Origin of the sequence: Brevibacillus daliensis (assembly GCF_021245735.1) — a bacterium.
Classification (GTDB): domain Bacteria; phylum Bacillota; class Bacilli; order Brevibacillales; family Brevibacillaceae; genus Brevibacillus_B; species Brevibacillus_B daliensis.
Window position 1 is genome coordinate 120,735 of the sequence record NZ_JAJISB010000014.1, and the last position, 20,808, is coordinate 141,542.

The window sequence follows — 20,808 nt, forward strand, 5'->3', positions numbered from 1 at the left end:
CTACCTCCCTACTTACGAGTCAACTCAGCTACGAAATTAGGAAGCTGGAATGCTGCCTTATGCACATCTTTATTGTAATATTTCGTGTCCAAATCTTTGATAGATTCCGGATCTACTTGTAATGGATCATGTTTTTTGGAACCGATAGTGAAGCTCCACAATCCAGATGGATATGTTGGGATTGCTGCTGTATATAAACGAGTAACAGGGAAGATAGAAGAGATATCACCAAATACTCGTCTGATTAAATCTTGGTTAAACCAAGGTGTATCTGTTTGTGCTACCATGATGCCGTCTTCTTTCAGTGCATCATGAATTCCTTGGTAGAAACCTTTTTCGAACAAGCCTACTGCTGGCCCAACTGGCTCAGTGGAATCGACAATAATTACATCGTATTCCCCTTTGTGATCATGAATGTGCTTGATGCCATCAATAACTTGTACATCAACACGAGGGTTGCCTGTTAAATCTTTAGCAATAGCCGGGAAGTATTTCTTAGATGCCTCGATTACACCACCATCTATTTCAGCCAAAACTGCTTTTTCAACAGAAGCGTGTTTAACGATCTCGCGGATAACTCCACCGTCTCCTCCGCCTACTACCAAAACCTTTTTAGGATTAGGGTGAGTGTGCAAAGCAACATGCGAAATCATCTCATGGTACACGAATTCATCTACATCCGTGGTCATTACCATCCCGTCAAGGACAAGCATTCGTCCAAATTGCTTGGTGTTAATAACATCAAGCTGTTGAAAATCGGTCGTCTCGCTATATAAGGTTTCCGTAATTTTCGTCGTAATGCCGTGATTTTCGGTTTGTTTTTCGGTGTACCACAATTCCATGTTCATGTTCATAGGTGAAGCCTCCTTTATTGTGAACTATCATTCTAGTAGATGCTATTACATCGACTAAATGAATTATAGTAGGTACCCCCCAAAATGCAAGCATTTTTTCCGTAATAATTTGTTTTTTTCGATTAAATTTACATAAAACTTGGGCAAAAGTGGCGTAATCTCGGGTAAAGTACGAATGATCATGGTAATTGCAATTTTAGCCTTAAAACTGTCTCTGTATGAAAATGTCCTCTTCTACCCATACTATTGATGGAATATTTACCCATGCAAAAATTTATGTAAAGCCCATTCTAATTCAGTCAAAATAAGGAGGTGGTCGTACTATGGAAGTTATTTCAGAACATGCTCTCATGCGCTGGTTGCGCTTAGGAAAACGAATTTTTAAAATTGTTATCTTTGCTACTATTTTCGTAGCAATCTCTCTGATACTATTCTTTTTGTATTTGCGTTCACAACCTATGCCGGCCACCACAATTCATCAGACAACCACTCTTTATGCAAGTAAGGGAGAAGTACTCGACTCACTTCATCGTGGTGAGAATCGTTACGTAGTCCCATTAGACAAGATATCTCCTTACCTGATACATGCTACCTTATCTATTGAGGATCGTTACTTTTATGAGCATCAAGGCATTGATTTAAAACGAACTGCTAAGGCAGCGTACATTAACGTAATAGAAATGGATAAGGCGCAGGGAGCTAGCACGATTACTCAACAATTAGCTCGTAATCTCTACTTGAGTCATGAAAAAACCTGGACTCGAAAAGCTAAAGAAGCCATGTTGACCGTGCAATTGGAACTAAGCTATACCAAAGACGAAATCTTGGGCATGTATATGAACCAAATCTATTACGGACATGGTGCTTATGGTGCGGAAGCCGCCGCTCGAACTTATTTTGGAAAATCAGCTAGTGAACTAACCTTAGGGGAAAGCTCCATGCTTGCCGGGGTTCCTAAAGGACCTACTTATTATTCCCCCATCACCCATTATGATAACGCAAAAAAACGACAGAAACTGATTTTGGCAGCTATGGAAAGAGACGGAATGATTACGGAAAAACAGGAGAAAGAAGCATTTGCTGAAAAGCTTACCTTCCTCTCTCCCAAGGAAACCCAAAAGGAAACCATTGCCCCTTATTTTCGTGACTATGTATTAACGTTAGCAAAAGATAAATATGGTCTTAGTGAGGAAGCCATACGAAATGGCGGTTTAAAAATCTATACTACTCTCGATGTGCAAATGCAGAAAAAGGCAGAGGAAATGGTTGCCAAAAATCTAAAAAACTCACCAAAAGATCTGCAGGTAGCCTTGGTTGCGATAGATCCTAAAACTGGTCATGTAAAGGCAATGGTTGGTGGACGTGATTATAACGCGAGTCAATATAATCGGGCCTGGAGCTTGCGACAACCAGGTTCTACTTTTAAACCGATGCTTTATTTAACTGCTCTGGAGAATGGTTATACTCCGCTTACGTTGTACAAGAGTGAACCGACCGTGTTCACCTTCGCTAATAACAAACAGTATACGCCCAGTAACTATGGCAACAAGTACGCAAAAGACTTCATAACCATGCAACATGCAGTTGCTACTTCAGATAACATCTATGCCGTGAAAACCATCGAACAAGTAACACCTGAAAAGACTGTTGAAACGGCTAAAAGATTAGGAATTAGCAGCCAGTTACAGGCAGTACCATCGCTTGCACTAGGAACATCGCCACTATCCCCAATGGAATTAACGGCATCATACACCACATTCGCCAATAACGGTGAATATGTTGCTCCGATTTCCATAACCAAGATTGAAGATCAAGAGGGAAACATCCTGGCTGAAGAAACAACGACAAAGGAACTGGTCGCTGATCCGCGAGATTCTTATATCCTGACGCAAATGATGCAAACCGTTTTTTCCGATCCAAGTGGTACAGCGCACCGGGTAAATTCCAGGCTGAACCGTCCCATATCTGGGAAAACTGGTTCAACCGACTATGATTCATGGATAAGCGGATTTACACCACAATTGGTTACAAGTGTCTGGATTGGTTATGATGCAGGCAAAAAAATTGACCCAGTAGCAGATGCAAGATTAGCGGCTCCTCTGTTTGCAGATTTTATGGAAAGTGCATTGGCAGACAAACCTCCTGCATCTTTTGAAGCACCTGCTGGAGTCGTATCGGTCTATATTGATCCATATACAAAAAAACTGGCAACTGAGCATTGTCCCAATTCGCAACTATTATCGTTTAAGGCAGGGACAGAGCCAACTGATTATTGTACCGATCATCTTCCTTCTCTTGAAGAATCTTTATTTCTTGATGAGAAGCAACCTGAGAAATCATTTTGGGAAAAATTTTGGGGATTATAATGAGCCACCCATTCGTGAGTGGCTCTTTTCCTATTCATGCATCTTGCCGTTTCCATCTACAAAGACTTGATCATTCATTATAGTAATCAGTCCATGCTTGTCCAACTGATCTAATGCTTCAAACATACTTTCACGTTTTCCTGCAGGAAGTTTGCGAATAAAATTGTTAATTTCACTTGGAGACACATTACTTTTAAAGTGAACACCACCGAAACGGGCGAAATGTTCATGAGCATTTCCATTGTGATAAGGCAAGGCACTTACCTCCCTCTAACTCATAGATGTGGTTTCATGCCGTCTTAGTGTGCTTCATAATACTTCAAACAAAACTGCCAAAAAAGACAAACAGGAAATGACTAAAAATGTCATTTCCTGTTTGCTGACCTAGTGTTTTACTTCTACACTGCTTTAATTTTACTATTATTTTCATTCTTCGTACAATTATTTTCGCAATTTTTTACTATTTCGTTCCTAATTGGAAGTAGATGGATGTTGTGTTAGTAGCTCTTTTTTATTTTCTCGTAAGGAATTTTATCAGAAAGGGTTCCTAACCAGGTCCGATTGAAATTACTGATTTCTGCATAACTGAAGTTTTCAAACAGATTAGTAAGCAATCATTTTTATTGTCCGTTAAAGAAGAAAAAGATTACTCAGATAATGTTGAGTAACCTTTTTTCAACTGTATTTACGAATTACGATTTACACATGTAGAGCTTCTTTTAATTCAGCAGAAGAGTTCTCCCAAAGAGCTGGATTATGTTCCATTAGAAGTGTACGTAGCGCTTTTTTCTGCTGTTCACCTAGTTCACTAAGAAGAATCTTACGTTTCATTGAAGCATCCATCCGGTTCACATGATCAACTAGAAGTTTGTAGCCACGGCGTGCTTCTCGATCAATTTCCATGTAGCAAGCAGTCATCCCTGCATAATATGGGCCGTTTTCATTACTATCGATACTTGCCCAAATAATCCAGTAAGGCTTTCCATTTGGTACTGTTGATTTGTCCGTAGAGAATCGAATTCCTTTTTCAACAACGCTTTTTGCATGCATCGCACCTACATCAATATAAGCGTCGTCTTCATCGATGATGATGGATGAAACGTGAGCCAAATCAAGCATACCCTGACCATAACCACCATGAACATCATTGTTCTTGTTACTAATAATGGTAAATCCTGTGTTCTTTTTATTATTATCAAATAGACTCATCTTTGTATCAACCCCTACATATTCTCTTCTTACCATTTTACCCTGAAACTCTGTAGAGGTGCAATTTTCGGGGTGTCAGGATATCTGATAATATGGCTTGAAATCGCAGGGTTTTGTCTCATTAAGGGGTAATATACTCGATTTCCAGATCCAACAAATCCACGGTTATACTTTTTCGGTCCTGTTCTTCGTATATCTTTTCAGCTTCAAATTCATGGGATGTTCCAGTCATGAGATGGCGGATAGTTAATCCACCCTGCTCAATGTTTCCCTTATCATCTAACGAGGATATTTTCATACTTCCCCCTAATCCATTAGTAAAAATGATTAACACGTTACCATGAAACTCCACTTTAAATGGACGTGGTTCAAGCAAACCGTATTCATTTTTGTCAATTGTGTACGTCTTACCTCTATATTCAACCTGAACCGTATTTAAATCTCCTTCTTTAGGTATGATCGCTAAGTAGGTGAGGGCACCCTTCTTTTTCAGGGCAGTTCTCATTCCTCCTTGTACCGCTTCGATCCCATGAAGAAGATTGGTTACCTGATGGATCACTGCAACATTACTTGGTAAGCTAGCATGACTTTCAGAAACATAGTACTGCTTTTTAATATTACCAGGGTTATAGCTAGCACTTCTTGCCGGAACAGTCCCATCACCTAAAAAATCGGAAAATGGTAACTGATGATTCTCTAGCTTACCGATTAGATGATACCCAGCCAGTGTCTCTTGCCCATCACCGATAATTTGGTACTGAGGGACCGTTATTTTTTGCTTGTCCCACTTATCATGTAGCTGACCCGCGGATTTCCACAAAGGAGCATATCCTCGATTAACAAATGGATGCCGTGACATCTCATCATATGATAAGGGAATAGCCTTACGATCCTTTAGCTCGAACAAATATTTTGAGCGTTTTACATATTCGCGAGATGGAAGCAATTCATAAACAGCCGGGGAATGTTCAGCTATTATCCTTCCTGTTTCTTTGCTAAAGGGCTTATAAATGCCAGCTCCAATTCCAAAATCATATCCAAAATTTATAGCTTGGTAAGCGCGTGGGGAGCCTAAGAATGGTGTTCCCATATAAATAACCTTGTTCACCTTTTTTTGATACGAAGGAGCAGAAACAAGCATTCCCTTCGTTACCAGCCCGCCCATGCTGTGCGCTACCAATTGTACCTGGTTTGCTTGACTTCTCTCTAAGGCAGTATCAATTTTATCCTGTAAATGACCTGCTTGTTCAGCAGTGCTTAACCGCCAATCATAGGGGAAAGCAAAGAGCGTCTCTCCTTTTTTGTACCCTACATTCTCCAAATGTTCCGCCATACGATTATACTGTTGAGCCTTGTCTTTAATTAGGCTGTTATAGCTTAAATATTCGATAGCTCGAAACCCTTCCTCATCTGGTTCAGGAAAAATACGAACCAGATTCTCTGGTACCATTTGAGTGCTGCCTGGTTTTTGCGGAACCAAAGAGAGCGTATAACGATGGTCACTATCCATTGGGTTCATGACTATTTTGTTGAAATTGAGCCATGCCTCTCTAACCTCTTCCTGTCCGTTTGACATTTCGGAAGCATGTAAACGGGAACCACCTATTCCAGGAATAAGAATCACAGGCATGACCTTTTGCGAAATGTTTAGTCTATATTGATTTCTACTAATTGATGATCGTTTGTTAGGAAACACTTTCACATAATAGGTCCCTGCCTTGACGTTAATATCAATACGCTCATTTTTACCAGCAGTTTGAGAAGAACTGGACAACACTTTTTGATTACTGTCAAATAACAATAGATCTAAATCCATTTCAGCCGGTATATCACTTACATTGATTTGAAGAGAAGAGGTAAGCTTCACAATAAACTTATAGAAATCAACATCCTCTTTTGTATGTATGTTAGCTTCGATATCAGGAGTGGATGAAAGCAATACTGCTTCTTCAAATGAATCATTCTTTTCATGCTGATCTGGTGAAAGTGAAGCTGCTGAGCCTGTCCATTCCATATTGATTTGATAGTAATTTTTTGTATCGGAGCCTCTGGAACTTTTGATCACAATATAATACCAGTGGTCCATTTGGACAGGAAAACTAACCCTTTCATCGATACTTCCTGTATTCTCTGATTGAGTGATAGTAGCCTCACCATTCTCTCCTTTCACATAGAGATTATAGTTATTACCGGATGGTATATTCTTTAAAAGGATCGTCATCGTACCAGTGCTATGAGCCTTTATCTTCCAATGGTCGGTATCTGATTCTGTTTTTATCGTTCCAAAACTGGGACCGGAAGTAGATAATCGATCCGCCTGTCTCGGTAGATCATTCGGTTCCACTTCATATTTTCCTTGGGCCTTATTCTCACCTCCAATAAGTATCCGCTCCAGCTCTGCTTCATCAGAGGTGCCATATAGTTTTTCCATTTCCTTTTTTACTTGTTTACGATGCCAAGAGGAGGATGGAACATCTTCCATGTATATGAGATGAAGAATAATCTCTGGTCCAATCTGGTCAAATGATGAATCTTGAGCAATTGTTTCGTGCGTTGGGGTAATTTCAAGTGAAGCTTCTTGAGGCGGTGATGTAGCTTCTTGGTGTGACGTTATCTGTTCTGGTAATGAGGACTCTTGCTCGTCCAATTTTGGCTCTGAGTTGTCAGTATCTAATTGGTTTTGCTCTACATCTACTGATTCTTTGGATTCTGAATCTGTTACTTCTACCGATTCAGTTGATTCTTCTGGTACTTCTGATTCAATAAATTCTGCGCTACTTTCTTGTTCAACTTCTTCTTCCGTTACTTCAACTTCATTTGTTATTTCAATCCAGTCTGCTTCTGAAATTTCGATATTCCCCGAACCCTCAACCGGATCACTTGATTCATTAGCCTCTTCTGATCCATTAATCCCATTATCATCAATAGAATCACCATCAGCAATCGCTCCTTCATTTCCTGTGATTGGCTCCTTATCTAGAGGATTAATCTCGAATAGAGCAGAAGCTTCCAACTGCTTTTTCTTATATGCCCTTACCTGTAAGAAAGCTTGTTTATCCACATGAAGTCCAGCAATTACCCATGCTACTTTCTTTTTGTCTTCTAAGGTAGCTTCTGTTGTAATTCCGTCTTGGGAAACAAATAGTTCAATCTTATCGAACTCCTTTTCCAATGAAAATTGGACATGTAAATCGTCGTCATTTTCACTAATAAGCCACGCTTGAAATGAATGAATAAACGCCTCTTGTTCACTCGCTACAGCTTGTAAAGGCAAAATAACTGACAATAGCATGCTAATGGCACATAATAGAGCCACACTCCGCTGAATAAATCTGCCTCTTATACTTCTTCTCATAAAAAACACCCTCCTCTCTTCCTATCAACAAGATAGAAAAAGAAAGCAGGGTGCTGCAAAGAAATTTGATCAGATATTTTGTTCCTCATTTAATGAGTGATGTGATTGCGAATTCCCTGACGCTCCCATGCATTTGCAATGATCGTAAATGGGACTCGATAATCTGCAGGAGAATGTCCTTTTCCATTCTGTTTTTGCTGGAAAAGGTGTCCTTTCTTCACACCAAAGGCAAACTCCACATCAAAAAACACGGCATAACTCTTATCCTTTTCAAACCCCTTCTGTTTATCTCCCATTAATGGAGTATCTACTCCCAGCTCTCTATTTCCCAGCTTAATCACCGTTTGCTCATTTGCCTTCCAAAGTGCAGGAGATGATTGTTTTAATGGTAATTGAGAAAGGAGTGAGTCGTTTCTTTTTCCCTTTTCTGAAATCCACGCCTCTGCTGAAATGATTGAAGGGTATTTCTTACTGATGGGATGCTTATGTCGCTCTTCAAGTATTACTCTGGTTAAAATTCTTTCACCCGCATAATAGTCTTGCGGCTTACTCGCTTTATACCGATCTCTGCTATGATACTCCTTCCATTCGTCGGTATGTTCGAGTACCCCTTTCGCATTGGGTTCAAACACCTGGAATTCCGTCTGAGCTCCCTTTATCTTCATGATAAATTGATTCTCCAGTTGATATTGATCCGTGCTGTCTTTGCAAATTTTCTCACCCGTATCAATATCTTCTGTACATTGTTTAAAAGAAGCAAACAGATCGATACGATACGGTATCTTGATTTCAAACCCATCCACCTTCACCTGATAATCAGTGGGGTTAAGTCCCTCTCGCCATGTAGTCTCTGTAGGTGTTATCGTTCCCGTGTAGGTAAAAAACTGCGAGCTTTTCTTCGGATCAATCGAAAATTGTGCTGGAGTTCCAGGCCCGGCAATTTTCATAGGTGTAGAAGCTGGCCACTTTGCATTACTCTTGGATTGGTAAGGATCTGGGTTGGCTGTAATCGTTATTTCCTCATACTGTTTGGATTGGAGCATGGATTCTAATTGAGCTTTTCTGGTATCCACAGCTCTTTGAACGGCTTGATCAATCTCAGAAAATCCTTCATTTATTCGAGTTTGATTTATAATGACTTCAATTTTTAGTGGTTCTTTTTCCCAAACTCCATCTGTCTTCCCTTGAAGCAATCTGTTGGTACTATCAAACAGGCGTAGTGTGATCTGCCCTCCGTCTATTTCACCGCCTGGATTACATTCTGGACATTCTGGTAGCCCAGCTTTTACTATTTCTACAGTTACTGCATAAATACAATTATCGGATTCCGGTGACCCTGTATAATATACCTGGCCTGATATTTGATACGTTCCTACTGGCAAACCTTGTTCAAATCGAATAGCTCCTAGCCTATTGGTCGGCGGAATGATTTCAGGAGATACTCTCCATAACACATCAGTCGTAGTACCTTGCACCATATCCTTACTTGTACTGATAAAAACCGCAAAATCTGTGCCTTCTTCAATCGTAATTTTTTTATTATGAATGTTGTAATTGAACTTGCCCCCAGCTTGAACAGAGTGAAGGAAATACTTCGAGCAATCCTCTTTAATATCAGGGTTAATTTCGATCGTAAAAGAAAGCTGACAGCCTTGTAACTCTGGATAACGCGGGTCATTAATGGTAGCTGTAATGAGATATGTTCCTGGACCCGTATTCTCCCCTTCAAATCTTTTGCTAGGCTGAGATGACTGATTAGGAATAGACGCACTCCAATTAGCTAAAATGATACTTGTCCCAACCGACTCATCTGCTGCATATTTATTATCAGTTACAACCAGATGCCAATTTTTTAGACTCGAACCCCGGATTACCTTATGACCACCATCAATGTCATAAGAGTAGTCATTTATGATTCCATTGTAAAAATGAAGATAGAGGTCCTCACAATCCTTACCTTTGAAAGTAATCTTTAAGGTTTGCAAGCATTCTCTACCATTAATATTTGCTTTTACCTCCAGTGTGTATGTGGTTGGATTATTCTCTTGAAGAGTATAGAGAAATGGATTATCCACACCCTCTGCCACTAGCTGACCATCTTTCATTAGCCTCCATGTAGCCTGCACATTCTCAATCTTACCGTTGTAGGTAGCTGCCACCTCCAGATTATGCGTTCTCCCTACCTCCAGATTAATGGATCTGTTATTTTTTCCTCCTTTGATATCTGGACTCTCTCCATTCACCCTTACTTTAAGTTTCGTGTCATCGCAGGTAAATGTTCCAATATAGATTTTTATATACTTTTCACAAACCAGGTACCCCTTTTTAAATTTGACTCGATAGGTGTAGCTTGCCTCTGACTCTTCCTCAATTACATAGACATCATAGCTTTCTTTTATTACTTTTCCATCTTGGTCTCTAATGAGCTCCTCATGTAATGTTTCTCCGCTAACATCACTAAGAAATCTGTTGTAAAAAACAAGTTCATGCTTACCTGGCTTCAATGTAATACTATTATTTACACTCTCAATAGGCATGTTTTCCTCTTCTACTTCAATGACAAAATCGTCACAAGACAGTGGTTTGACCTCTACTATCATGTGCCAAGGGGGACAGTCAACAAAATCTTCATCCCACTCCTGAACAGCCCAAATCTTGTAATCACCTATCTGGTCAAAAACCATCCGCACTTCTTTATCATAAGAATTTGGAGAAGGAAGCTTTAGATGATTGGTGGGACTATCTCGCCATCCGGATTTTCCTGTTCGACCATTATCATGGTAATACTGATTCATGGTGTATATCTTGCCATCTGGCTTCTGGATCTTCCACATTAGATAAACCGGTGCATTCATTACATCTTCATCACGATTAAAAGCATACACATCCAATTCTCCGTTTAGCTGGACCTGTACTCTTTCACCAGAAGCAATTGGATCTCTCCCACTATTGCTAAAGGAATATTTGGGACAATCCACTGTAGTCTGCATAAAGTGAAAATTTTTTGTCCAGCATTCACTACCATCATCACTGGTATAAGAGATGGTGAAACTGGCATAGGGTGCAACAGATATAGAAATCCAATTTTTTGATTGCTCATTAATTGGATTGCCATTGAGATAAAAGGTGCCATTTGATGGGGCTTCTACTCGCACTGTATCTGAATTTTCATCTAACCAGAAACTGCCTCCACTCGCTTCCTGGCGCTCTTTAAAGACATCAGAACCATAACTGGCTACAAAAAACTTCTCGTCTGTTGGTTCACATTCGGGTAAATCAATTACTGCTGGCAAAAACTCTTGTGTCCAGCAATCCACCCCATCTGTAGATGTAAAACTGATTTGTTTGTTACTTCTAATATCAATGCTGGAAAAAGTTTGACCTGTCTGATAGACAGCATTGTTAATGCGGAGAGTTCCCGTCTTGGAGAAACGAAGAGTAATACTGTCAGTGTCCTTGGGGAGTTGGTAGCTTTCATTGGAGAAAAGCGTTACTTTTTCTTTACCGACCAGCAGTTCAGTTTTGGTGGCAGAGGTGGTAGGATCGCAAACACCACCCACTACGAAGGTTTTGGTATATGGATATTCTTCAGCTATACGCCAATGGTAATCCTTAACATATAAATTCACCTCATAGATACCGGGCTCCGTCACTTTATAGGCAAACGCTGAGCTTTTCCAAGATGAAGGTGACTTGGTCCCGGCAGGCACAATTTCTTTATAGCTTCCTCCTGTACTTTTGTTATACACGGTAAACTTATCTACGATGATCCCACGATTATAGGCTGAAAACGCCTCTGCTTTACCTGTGATTGTTACCGTGTCGTTTACCATATAGCTTTGTTTTACACCTTCTATGCTTCCCTTGGGAATTTTAGTCTGAGTGAACTCCGCATAGGCGATATATTTGGCATGCCCTACTTTATATGGTTCAAATCCGAATCGCCCTCCGCCCATGCCACCGCATAGTTCGATTAGTTGGGCGAGGGAGACTACTTGGAAGGAGGAGGAAAAGTTGTTCGGTTTAATAGTATATACAGTTATGTTTTGGCTCACAAACCTTATATCGCCACCTAGTTTCTTAATCCAAAAATCCTTATGTTCTAAATTGATCATGGGGTAACCATTGTCAGAAGACTTTTCATGTTCTACTAAACTCAATATTAATTGTCTGTCCAATTTCGATCCATCAGGAATTTCTCCATCAACATATACATACATTTTATGCAATCTAAATTCGGTTCCATCCTCAAGTCCTAAAGGATTTCTTTTGTCTTCAGTGAAAGCATAAACTAAGTCTTCAAAATCAAATGAAGTATCTCCTGTTAATGTCGCTGGAGTATAGTTATTATTTATAGTAATACTTTCAGGGGCTCCATGAAAATTTGATACAGGCATACTTGAAGATGCATTGGTTTGTAACGGAACATACATCTCAAATAAATTTACTATAACTAAAAAAATAATTATTATTTTTACAAGTTTTCTCATGGCCACCTCATTTTTGTTTATTTCGATTATGCAAAGGTCCTTCTTTTTCTATCATGAAATATTCTTCATCAACAGGTTTAGTATTAGGGAGATACCACATGAGATGTAACGTTTTTCTAGTGTAATGAGATGAAATAAACATAATCTGTCCTTTTAGTGGTACAGAAAATTGCTTACCTGATTCTAGTTTGATTGTGTCTACATCTTTATATAAAAATCCTGACTGTTTCACAAACTGAATATTTGGCATTTCAGGAACTTTTCCATATAACATATCACCTTTTATTACTAAGGAATCCTGAAAACTCTTAACCCATCCTTTTGCTTCTTCAATGTTTTTGTATTTATTATTCAAGAGATAAAATGTATGAGCCGCTTCAGCCCTTGTAAACTTATCATCATTTTTTACTGTCTTAAAATAATAATTGTAGCTCTTCTCAACCTTCTTCCCAGTCGGATCAAAAAGCCCTTTATTAAACTTGTGGCTGGCATATAAAAGCTGATTCCTAAACCCAAACTGCATCGGATCATAAGTCTTATGACCCCAGGCATTGGTTATCCAGGCAGCCGCCTCATATCTTGTAATTCCTACATCAGGGCTAATCTTTATATCAGGCGTAAACCAGTCTGCCTTGGCAGCTTTTTCATACGCCTCTTTTGCCCATGATTTGGCAGTGGCGGGGTGTGGGGTCTTGTCCTTTAATTTATGTAGAGTGACCAAGGCAGAGAGATATTGTGACTGCGTTATGGTTTCATCTGGACGGAATGCTCCGTTTGGGTAGGTTCCCATCAGCTTTTGCTCTAGAGCCCACTTAATTTCATTGGCAGCCCAGTGATTAGCATAATCATTTTTACTATTCACCACTTTAGGAGCAGCTTTAGCAACCTGGTCCATTCCCAAGCCGTACACAGGCACATGTTGATTAGATGCCTTTGCCGATGACCATCCCACTGTAGATGTAACCACCATACTACCTATAACAAAAACGGTAGCTACCACTACCTTCACACTCTTACCCTTGAACATATCTTTTCCCCCTTTTTCTGCTCAATCAAGAGACAGAAACCTGTATATCCCATTTTCTATAGATTACTGATCACCTCGAATATTTTCCATATTTTTCTTCATTTTTTCCATTTTCATCAAACTGGTGTTAATTCATTCAGTAATCGATCCATGCGATATACCAATTCCATGGCTTGCTCTTTTGTCAATTGGTTCTGATCGGCTTGCAGATTCACTCCTGAACCATTTTCAGCTACCCATCCTTCCACTGCCTCTAATGTAATAATGGGTTTATTCCATTTTCCATTCAGCGCGAGCATCACAAACTTGGCAGCTTCTCGTTCCGTAAGCTCCCCATCCGGTTTGATTTGACAAGAACAATCGATTACGCCGTTTGCTTTCGCAGTAGCATAGATGGATGATGCCCAATGATCTTCTACTTCAGTAGGTACAGGCCCTTCAGCAGTAGGTACTTTTCCTATTTCTACCACCATTTTTAAAAATTCTGCCTGCGTCACCATCTGCTTCTGCTCATCCCCCTTTTTAACCAGCTCTTTGGCGATTGCCCAATCCCATGCTGTCCCATAAGCTCCCGCAGGAGCCGAGTCAAATACCTTTGCCGAGGCCCCCCACATTCCACCCATGAATGCTAGCAAGGCTGTCAAAAGGAGACCACCAATAAAGTAAAAGGTCTGCAATCGTTTCTTATTTCCCTGACTTACCGCCATCATTAATCCTCCTTCCCTACACACGCTTTTTTTAGAATTATGCTCCTTTCTAGTGGGACAAAAAAAGATCACCCTTTCACAAGGTGATCCGTACATTCAACAACCTATATCGATGTCCATTCATATTCGTACTTCGAATCAACAAAACGGTCACATCCAATTTAATGAAAAACGTCGAGACGCTTTTCACAGAAAAAGACCGATCGTTCTCAGACCGTCCCTAAATTATACGGTGATTTGTTTACACTCGTCGATAAAGGCAATTCCTCTTTGGACCTCTTCCTCGGTATAACGTTGCTTGCTTTTCAATGTAAAAATCTTAACCAGCATCTCTTCATATGGCAGATTCTCAAAAAACAAAATCGTAGAGACCAATTCCAAAAAGCGTGAATTCTCCTGATCCAAGCGTTGAATCAGAGTTTCTCCAGCTCCCAACTCCACGTTGTGGAAACGCAAAAAATCTTTCCCCACATCGTTCAGTGAGTACCGATAGGTTTCGATAACACCTTTGCTTTCTCGCTCTTCTTCCATCAATCCATAACTGCATAGCTCGTCCACTCGCAACGTAAGCTCCTCCGAATACGGACCATACATGTGAAACTGGAATCGTTCTTCGAAGTCTACTTGCATCTTCTTACAGATATAGACGATTTTCTGTAGTTTTTTTCTGCCCTTCACTTCGCCAAGGACCTCTACTAGCCGCAGGATTTTGGCATGTCCTTTATTCATCCGACATCACTACTTTCAGTCGTTCTTTAATCTTACGAGCTTGCTCAATGGGAAGAGCTTCTAATAAATCGGCAGGATAAAATAACTTGTAGTCAAATCTCCTTTTACCACATACCGATTCTACAATATCCGACATCGTCGATAGCTCTGCCTGTTCTCCATTAGGCTTAACCAGCATGATCGAAATACGTTCCTGATCCTTTTCAGGACGGTAATAATCATAGGGAAGATCAGAAGTAGAATCCACCTCAACATAATAGTTGGAATCAATTCCTGCTTCTGCAAAAAGCTGTCTGATTTCATTTTCCGTCCGAAATTGTCTAGGATTATATTCGACGTATTGCAGAAGATTCCTGTCTAAAAATCTACTGCACAGATCAGACAGAATCGCATCTTTTTCATGTCTCCACTGATGCATGTAGAAGTAAACAACCGTTTCATCTAGCGATATGTAGTCATGTAAACTGATTTGGTCTGTAAAAAAAGGATGGAAGTTCACAGGATCTATTCCGAAGTCGTATCCCTGATCGAATAATTCCTTTGCACGTTGAAAAATCTTACGCAGCACCACTTCACCACTACGCGTCACAGGGTGAAAATATACTTGCCAATACATCTGATAGCGCGACATAATATAATCCTCTACCGCATGCATACCGCTTGCCTTTATGACGATTCCCTCTTCAGTTGGGCGCATCACCCGCAGAATCCGTTCAATGTCAAAATTCCCGTAATGTACCCCTGTATAATAAGCATCCCGCAACAAATAATCCATCCGATCAGCATCGATCTGGCTGGAGATTAGTGAGACAATCAGCTTGTTTTCATAGGTTTTGGAGATTACCTCAGCCACTTTTCGCGGAAAGTCATCACTAACAGTACGCAGGATACTGTTAATCTTGGTATCTCCCATTATTATTTCTTTTGTCCAATCCTCATGATCGAACCGGAATACCTTTTCAAAGGAATGGGAAAACGGGCCATGCCCAACATCATGCAGGAGTGCTGCGCATAGACATAATAGTTTTTCCTCATTGCTTAGCTTTGCTCGTCCTTCAAATGTTTCCAATATCCGACGCATGATTTCATACACGCCAAGCGAATGATTGAACCTACTATGTTCTCCCCCATGAAAAGTAAAAAAGCTGGTCCCTAATTGTTTAATCCGACGTAACCGCTGAAATTCAGGAGAGTCGATCAAATCCCAGATAAGAGCCGATCTTACATGAACGTAGCGATGCACAGGATCTTTAAATACTTTTTCTTCATCTAGCATAATTGGTTCGTACATGATCAGACACCTCCACTTACTCCCTATTCTATCTCAGTCATCAGGGATTAGAAAACTTGGCTTCGCCAAGCTTTTTGGCGAGGCCTTAGTTGCACTTATGTAGATATGAATTTTTATAAATTTATATCTACTGAAAAACGCGTTTCAATATATTGTTGAAAACGTCCTGGCAAAGATGCCTTGCATGCAATCTGCTTTTGCAGGACGGGATGGAAAAATTCCAAACGATACGCATGAAGAGCCTGTTGCATAAAACCAAACCGCTCACCACCATACAGGGAATCCCCTGCTAATGGATAGCCCAGATGGGCAAAATGAACACGGATCTGGTGTGTGCGTCCTGTTTCCAGTTCCACTTCAACCAGCGTCGTTTCCTCATCGGTAGCAAGCACCTGATAATGTGTGATGGCAGACTCACCCTTCTCATGTACCTCACGCTTCAGCTTATGAGTAGGGTCCCGCCTGATTGCCGCATTAATCGTCCCTGCTTTTTGATCCAACACGCCCGTTAGTACAGCTAAATAGGTACGTTTGATTTTTCCTTCACGCAATAATTTATCTGCCAACTGATGAGCATAACTACTTTTTGCCACAAGGATGGTCCCTGATGTATCCCGATCTAAACGATGGACTAGATGTGGCATACATGACTCATTCCTTTTTTGCCAATGCAGGACTAGCTGATTAGCCAGCGTATCACGCTGATCTTCGCGGATCGGATGAGCTGTCATTTTGCTAGGCTTGTTAACGATAATAAAGTACTCATCCTCATACAGGATCGTCAGTGGAACCTCATGATCAGCAGGGGGAAGAGTAGTAACCGTATCATTGGTGGTAGGTCGAATGCCTTCCGCTATACGAATAGATACGATATCTCCTTCTTTTGTTACCCGCTTCAAAAAAGCTGCCTTACGATTTAGCTGTATTCCTTTGCTCCGTGTTAATCGTTGGAGCATCCTGCCTGAAACCAGTAGCTTATCCTTGGCAATCTGCTCTACAGTACTTCCTGCTTCTTCAGCATTCACTACGTGTTCTGCCCATTTTTTCTGTGTCATGAATAATTACTCCGTTTCCGTATGTACATGTCTTTCCTCATATTGTAACGAAAAGAAACAAGCGATGCTACCGAATGTAGGAAGCACCGCCTGTCTCTTAACAGCCTCTATATGTTGACTATTTATTGCCTTTTAGAGCATCTGGATTTAATCCTTGTAGCTCCTCAAGAACAAACAATCCGTCTTTTCTAATTAAAACATCATCAAACCAAATTTCACCGCCACCATACTCTGATCGCTGAATGTTAACAAGATCCCAGTGAACAACACTCCGGTTCCCATTATCTGCATCGGTATATGCTTGCCCTGGTGTGAAATGGAAGCTTCCCGCAATCTTCTCGTCGAACAAGATATCATTCATCGGATGAAGAACGTATGGATTTACACCAATGGCAAATTCACCAATATATCTTGCTCCTTCGTCCATATCCAGAATTTCATTCAGCTTACCTGTATTGCTGGAGGTTGCCTCGACAATCTTGCCGTCTTTAAAAGTAAAGGATACGTTATCAAACTTCGTACCTTGATATTGGGATGTAGCATTATAAGTAATCGTTCCATTTACAGAATCCTTAACCGGAGCAGTGAAAATCTCCCCATCTGGGATATTGTTTTCCCCTGCACAGATAACACTCGGAATATCCTTAATAGAGAAGGACAAATCCGTCCCAGGACCAACCAGGCGTACACGATCTGTTTTATCCATTAGCTTTTGAAGCGGTATAAATGCCTTGTGCATGTTCTGATAGTCTACCGTACATACATCAAAGTAGAAGTCCTCGAATGCTGTAAGCGACATGCTCGCATTCTGAGCCATTGCCGGCGTTGGGTAGTTAAGGAGCACCCAGTTAACGGAAGTAGTTATGTAATCATTTACCGGTTTCATTATTTTGCGATGAATATTCAGTTTCTCATGCGGAACATCTGATGTCTCACTGTCATTATTACTGCCGTTAATTACAACCATTGCATGTATATCGCCTTTTGATGCTTCAGACCATTTTTTCTGAATCTCTGAGCGTTCCTTTGAGGCACCTAACAACAACTCACGCTGAAGCTGCATATCCAGAACCTCTACAAATGGATAGGCACCGATTGCATATGCTTCTTTCACCAGCTCTTTTGCCAGTGCGATACCTTCGCCACGAATTTCTATTTTTACTACCTGCTTTTCCTGCACCTTCGCTGAATGGTGAAGTAAGTTCTTCGCTAATGTTTCTAAACGTGGATCTCTCAAGAGACACCCTCCCTCTATATACAATCGAAAAGTAATGCTAATGCAAAAATTGTATCACAACAAGTAAATATTAGGTAAGTAATACGCATGTACAAAAAGTGCAGAAATAGACTAGTACTAACTCTGATTCCCAGGAGGTATTCGATTTGAATAAAAAACCAAGTATCCTTTCCTCCATTTTTGTTTTTGTGGTTGTCTTTGCTCTGTTTTTAATCTCAGGTTTCCTGTTCCCTAATGATCAGATCTGGTATAACATGCTGGAGAAACCATCTTGGACGCCCCCTGACTTTGTCATCGGCATCGTGTGGTTTATATTGTATGCCCTTATCGCCCTAGCGGTAGTCATCCTGCAAAGAAGCGTAGGACTTGAAATTCTCAATCATTCCTGGTACCTCTTGTTTGTCATTAACTATTTTGTCAATCAAGCATTCAGCTTCTTTTTATTCCATCAAAAAGATCTGTATCTTGCCTTTGAGGACTCTTTTTCCATAGCAATTACCACGCTCCTTTTGTTACTTTATACCAGTAAATATTCTCTAAAAGCCTCTCTCCTGCTTGTTCCATACCTCCTGTGGGCAATCTTTGCCACCTACCTATCATGGACTGTTTATCAAATGAATCTATAAAAATAAATATTAAATGAATCGCTTGAAAAATAAAATATTATCAAGTAAAATACACTTTATCTACTTTTACAAATTTAGGGAGTGTTGGCACATGCATAGTTCCAAAAAAGGAGCAGCTTTGTAGTAAGTCATTCTAACAAATGCATTTTTCTTATGCTTTTTTTGTTGGATACAAGCTGTTATCTTTTTTGGGCTTCGTATACTGCCCTCTCCCGTTTCCTTTTTTTACTAACAGGAAACGGCTACCCTCTCTTTGTCCGTAAATATGCGGGCATTGGTGGGCTGGTCGTTTTTTTTATACACCCTTAAGAGGAAGGAGGGCAATACCATTGCTTTATAAACAAACCTTATGGAGGTATTACTTACGATGAGTTGGTTACAATGGGATACTAATCTAAAAATTCGGTTAGTGGGGGAAACGTTTTTCTCCATTTTCCTTTGGATGCTTTTACCTTTTATGACGTTATATTTTAGTGATCAATTCGGAAAAAATATAGCAGGACTTCTCCTGATTATTCCTCCGATTTTAGGGATGGGCCTCAGTCTTTTTGGTGGTCGTCTTGCTGACAAACTGGGACGTCGACCTATTATGTTAGTAGCTGTCGGTATTCAGGCCATCATGTTTTTTATCTTTTTTCTCTCTTCTTCTCCCTGGCTGGATTTCTTTGCTTTTACCGGGTTGACACTTGGAGCCTCCCTTTATCATCCTGCGAGTGAAGCAATGGTTGCAGATTTAACCAATGAAGAAGAGCGTAACTTTGTTTTTGCTATGTTTTATACAGCAATGAATCTGGGAGTCGTGGCGGGACCACTACTAGGAGCATTTTTCTTCGTTCATTATCGAACTGAGCTACTGTTTGCCTGTATGTTGGTTAGTCTTGCTATGTTATTGGTCTACTTTTTTATCCTTCGGGAAACGAAGCCGGAACAACCGAAACAGTCTGACAAGACTAATGTAGCCATAAAGAAAAAAGAGTCCTGGCTTCTAAATGAACTTCGCTCTTTCAAAATCATCTTTACAGATAAAGTATTTGGCTTATATATTCTTGCTGGTACAGCTGTTTTCATGGCCTTTTTACAAATGGACCTGTATATGGCTGTTTATATCAAGGAAAATGTAACGGCCCAATCGTTGATATGGTGGGGGAATTGGTCATTCAACCTGGAGGGTGCTTCCTTTTTCGGATGGATGATGGCATTAAATGGATTCATGGTTGTAACCCTGACAGCAGCTATCACACGCTCAATAAGTGCCTGGAGTGATAAAAAAGCATTTATGGTTGCTTCCTTATTAGGAGGATTAGGCTTCTTCCTTATGTCATTTAGCTCTAACATCTGGTACCTGTTCTTTTGTATGATGGTTCTTACTCTAGGCGAACTTATTCGTACGCCTGTTGCACTGGGCTTTATCAGTAAATATGCGCCAGAGCATCAACGGGGGCAATATATGGGAGCGTCCACCTTACAATTTACGTTTGGACGAACATTCGCTCCTTTATTAGTGACTTTATCTAGTCTGTTTGGTCCCTTCGTCATTTTTAGTATGATCTTCTTATTTGCGTTGCTTAGTATCTACTTTTATCAAAGAATGTTTGCAAGCTTGGAAAAACGTGAGAAGTCACTCTCTGCCTAATCGTTTCCTGGTAAAAAATCGGCTTCTTCCCACCATAGTGGGGAAAACCAGCTGGTTTTTTCATGCATTTGGTTTTGTTTGCGCTTTTCCACTGCAGCTCTTGGCAGAAGAAGCACATTTTTTGTCCAGAACTATTTAAGGTCCCTAGCTACACAGCAAAGAGGGCGGGTAAAAAAGTGCAACCCATGAGACACTACGTAGCATCACACCTTTTGCACTTTCCGCACTC

At 40.4% G+C, this 20,808-nt stretch carries 14 protein-coding genes; 3 read left to right on the plus strand and 11 right to left on the minus strand.

Annotated features, from left to right (window positions below):
* Window positions 1–8 precede the first annotated feature (8 nt).
* Window positions 9–842, minus strand: coding sequence for a polyamine aminopropyltransferase (speE, locus tag LM917_RS12960; RefSeq protein WP_232697963.1), 834 nt, complete (start codon window positions 840–842; stop codon window positions 9–11).
* Window positions 843–1,177: 335 nt separating this feature from the next.
* Here speE and LM917_RS12965 point away from each other — a divergent pair, with 335 nt between their 5' ends.
* Window positions 1,178–3,220, plus strand: coding sequence for a transglycosylase domain-containing protein (locus LM917_RS12965; protein ID WP_232697942.1), 2,043 nt, complete (start codon window positions 1,178–1,180; stop codon window positions 3,218–3,220).
* A 30-nt stretch (window positions 3,221–3,250) separates the two neighbouring features.
* Here the strand turns inward: LM917_RS12965 and LM917_RS12970 are convergent, their stop codons facing one another.
* The 10 genes from LM917_RS12970 to LM917_RS13015 all read right to left on the minus strand — a co-directional run bounded on the left by LM917_RS12970 (window position 3,251) and on the right by LM917_RS13015 (window position 18,320).
* Entirely contained in the window at window positions 3,251–3,475 is a 225-nt protein-coding gene (locus LM917_RS12970) for a hypothetical protein (protein WP_232697943.1), read from the minus strand.
* A 444-nt stretch (window positions 3,476–3,919) separates the two neighbouring features.
* Window positions 3,920–4,429, minus strand: coding sequence for a YwhD family protein (locus tag LM917_RS12975; protein WP_232697944.1), 510 nt, complete (start codon window positions 4,427–4,429; stop codon window positions 3,920–3,922).
* Between the two features lie 121 nt (window positions 4,430–4,550).
* Window positions 4,551–7,784 carry a lipase/acyltransferase domain-containing protein gene (locus LM917_RS12980; protein WP_232697945.1) on the minus strand — a complete coding sequence of 1,078 codons (3,234 nt, stop codon included), beginning with the start codon at window positions 7,782–7,784 and terminating at the stop codon, window positions 4,551–4,553.
* Window positions 7,785–7,873: 89 nt separating this feature from the next.
* Window positions 7,874–12,274 carry a hypothetical protein gene (locus LM917_RS12985; protein WP_232697946.1) on the minus strand — a complete coding sequence of 1,467 codons (4,401 nt, stop codon included), beginning with the start codon at window positions 12,272–12,274 and terminating at the stop codon, window positions 7,874–7,876.
* Window positions 12,275–12,281: 7 nt separating this feature from the next.
* Window positions 12,282–13,301, minus strand: a complete 1,020-nt coding sequence (locus tag LM917_RS12990) for an S-layer homology domain-containing protein (protein WP_232697947.1) — start codon at window positions 13,299–13,301, stop codon at window positions 12,282–12,284.
* 116 nt (window positions 13,302–13,417) lie between these two features.
* Window positions 13,418–14,008, minus strand: a complete 591-nt coding sequence (locus LM917_RS12995; RefSeq protein WP_232697948.1) for a hypothetical protein — start codon at window positions 14,006–14,008, stop codon at window positions 13,418–13,420.
* Window positions 14,009–14,233: 225 nt separating this feature from the next.
* Window positions 14,234–14,737: a YwgA family protein gene (locus LM917_RS13000; protein WP_232697949.1), complete on the minus strand. Its 504-nt coding sequence runs from the start codon at window positions 14,735–14,737 to the stop codon at window positions 14,234–14,236.
* Entirely contained in the window at window positions 14,730–16,028 is a 1,299-nt protein-coding gene (locus LM917_RS13005) for an HD domain-containing protein (protein WP_232697950.1), read from the minus strand. Before LM917_RS13005 ends, LM917_RS13000 begins: the two co-directional genes overlap by 8 nt.
* 113 nt (window positions 16,029–16,141) lie before the next feature.
* The gene (locus tag LM917_RS13010; RefSeq protein WP_232697951.1) at window positions 16,142–17,083 is read right to left on the minus strand and encodes an RluA family pseudouridine synthase; all 942 of its coding nucleotides are present in this window, start codon (window positions 17,081–17,083) and stop codon (window positions 16,142–16,144) included.
* Window positions 17,084–17,201: 118 nt separating this feature from the next.
* Entirely contained in the window at window positions 17,202–18,320 is a 1,119-nt protein-coding gene (locus LM917_RS13015) for an aminopeptidase (RefSeq protein WP_232697952.1), read from the minus strand.
* A 146-nt stretch (window positions 18,321–18,466) separates the two neighbouring features.
* Between LM917_RS13015 and LM917_RS13020 the strand changes: the two genes are divergently transcribed.
* Complete coding sequence (locus tag LM917_RS13020) at window positions 18,467–18,946, plus strand: TspO/MBR family protein (RefSeq protein WP_232697953.1); 480 nt, start codon at window positions 18,467–18,469, stop codon at window positions 18,944–18,946.
* 367 nt (window positions 18,947–19,313) lie between these two features.
* A complete protein-coding gene (locus LM917_RS13025) occupies window positions 19,314–20,579 on the plus strand; it encodes an MDR family MFS transporter (RefSeq protein WP_232697954.1) in 1,266 nt (421 codons plus the stop codon).
* The last annotated feature ends 229 nt before the right edge of the window (window positions 20,580–20,808 follow it).

Coding starts and splice junctions, on each gene's coding strand:
- speE (WP_232697963.1), bottom strand. CDS start 842: ATGGAATTGTGGTACACCGAAAAACAAACCGAAAATCACGGCATTACG.
- LM917_RS12965 (WP_232697942.1), top strand. CDS start 1,178: ATGGAAGTTATTTCAGAACATGCTCTCATGCGCTGGTTGCGCTTAGGA.
- LM917_RS12975 (WP_232697944.1), bottom strand. CDS start 4,429: ATGAGTCTATTTGATAATAATAAAAAGAACACAGGATTTACCATTATT.
- LM917_RS12980 (WP_232697945.1), bottom strand. CDS start 7,784: ATGAGAAGAAGTATAAGAGGCAGATTTATTCAGCGGAGTGTGGCTCTA.
- LM917_RS12985 (WP_232697946.1), bottom strand. CDS start 12,274: ATGAGAAAACTTGTAAAAATAATAATTATTTTTTTAGTTATAGTAAAT.
- LM917_RS12990 (WP_232697947.1), bottom strand. CDS start 13,301: ATGTTCAAGGGTAAGAGTGTGAAGGTAGTGGTAGCTACCGTTTTTGTT.
- LM917_RS12995 (WP_232697948.1), bottom strand. CDS start 14,008: ATGGCGGTAAGTCAGGGAAATAAGAAACGATTGCAGACCTTTTACTTT.
- LM917_RS13000 (WP_232697949.1), bottom strand. CDS start 14,737: ATGAATAAAGGACATGCCAAAATCCTGCGGCTAGTAGAGGTCCTTGGC.
- LM917_RS13005 (WP_232697950.1), bottom strand. CDS start 16,028: ATGTACGAACCAATTATGCTAGATGAAGAAAAAGTATTTAAAGATCCT.
- LM917_RS13010 (WP_232697951.1), bottom strand. CDS start 17,083: ATGACACAGAAAAAATGGGCAGAACACGTAGTGAATGCTGAAGAAGCA.
- LM917_RS13025 (WP_232697954.1), top strand. CDS start 19,314: ATGAGTTGGTTACAATGGGATACTAATCTAAAAATTCGGTTAGTGGGG.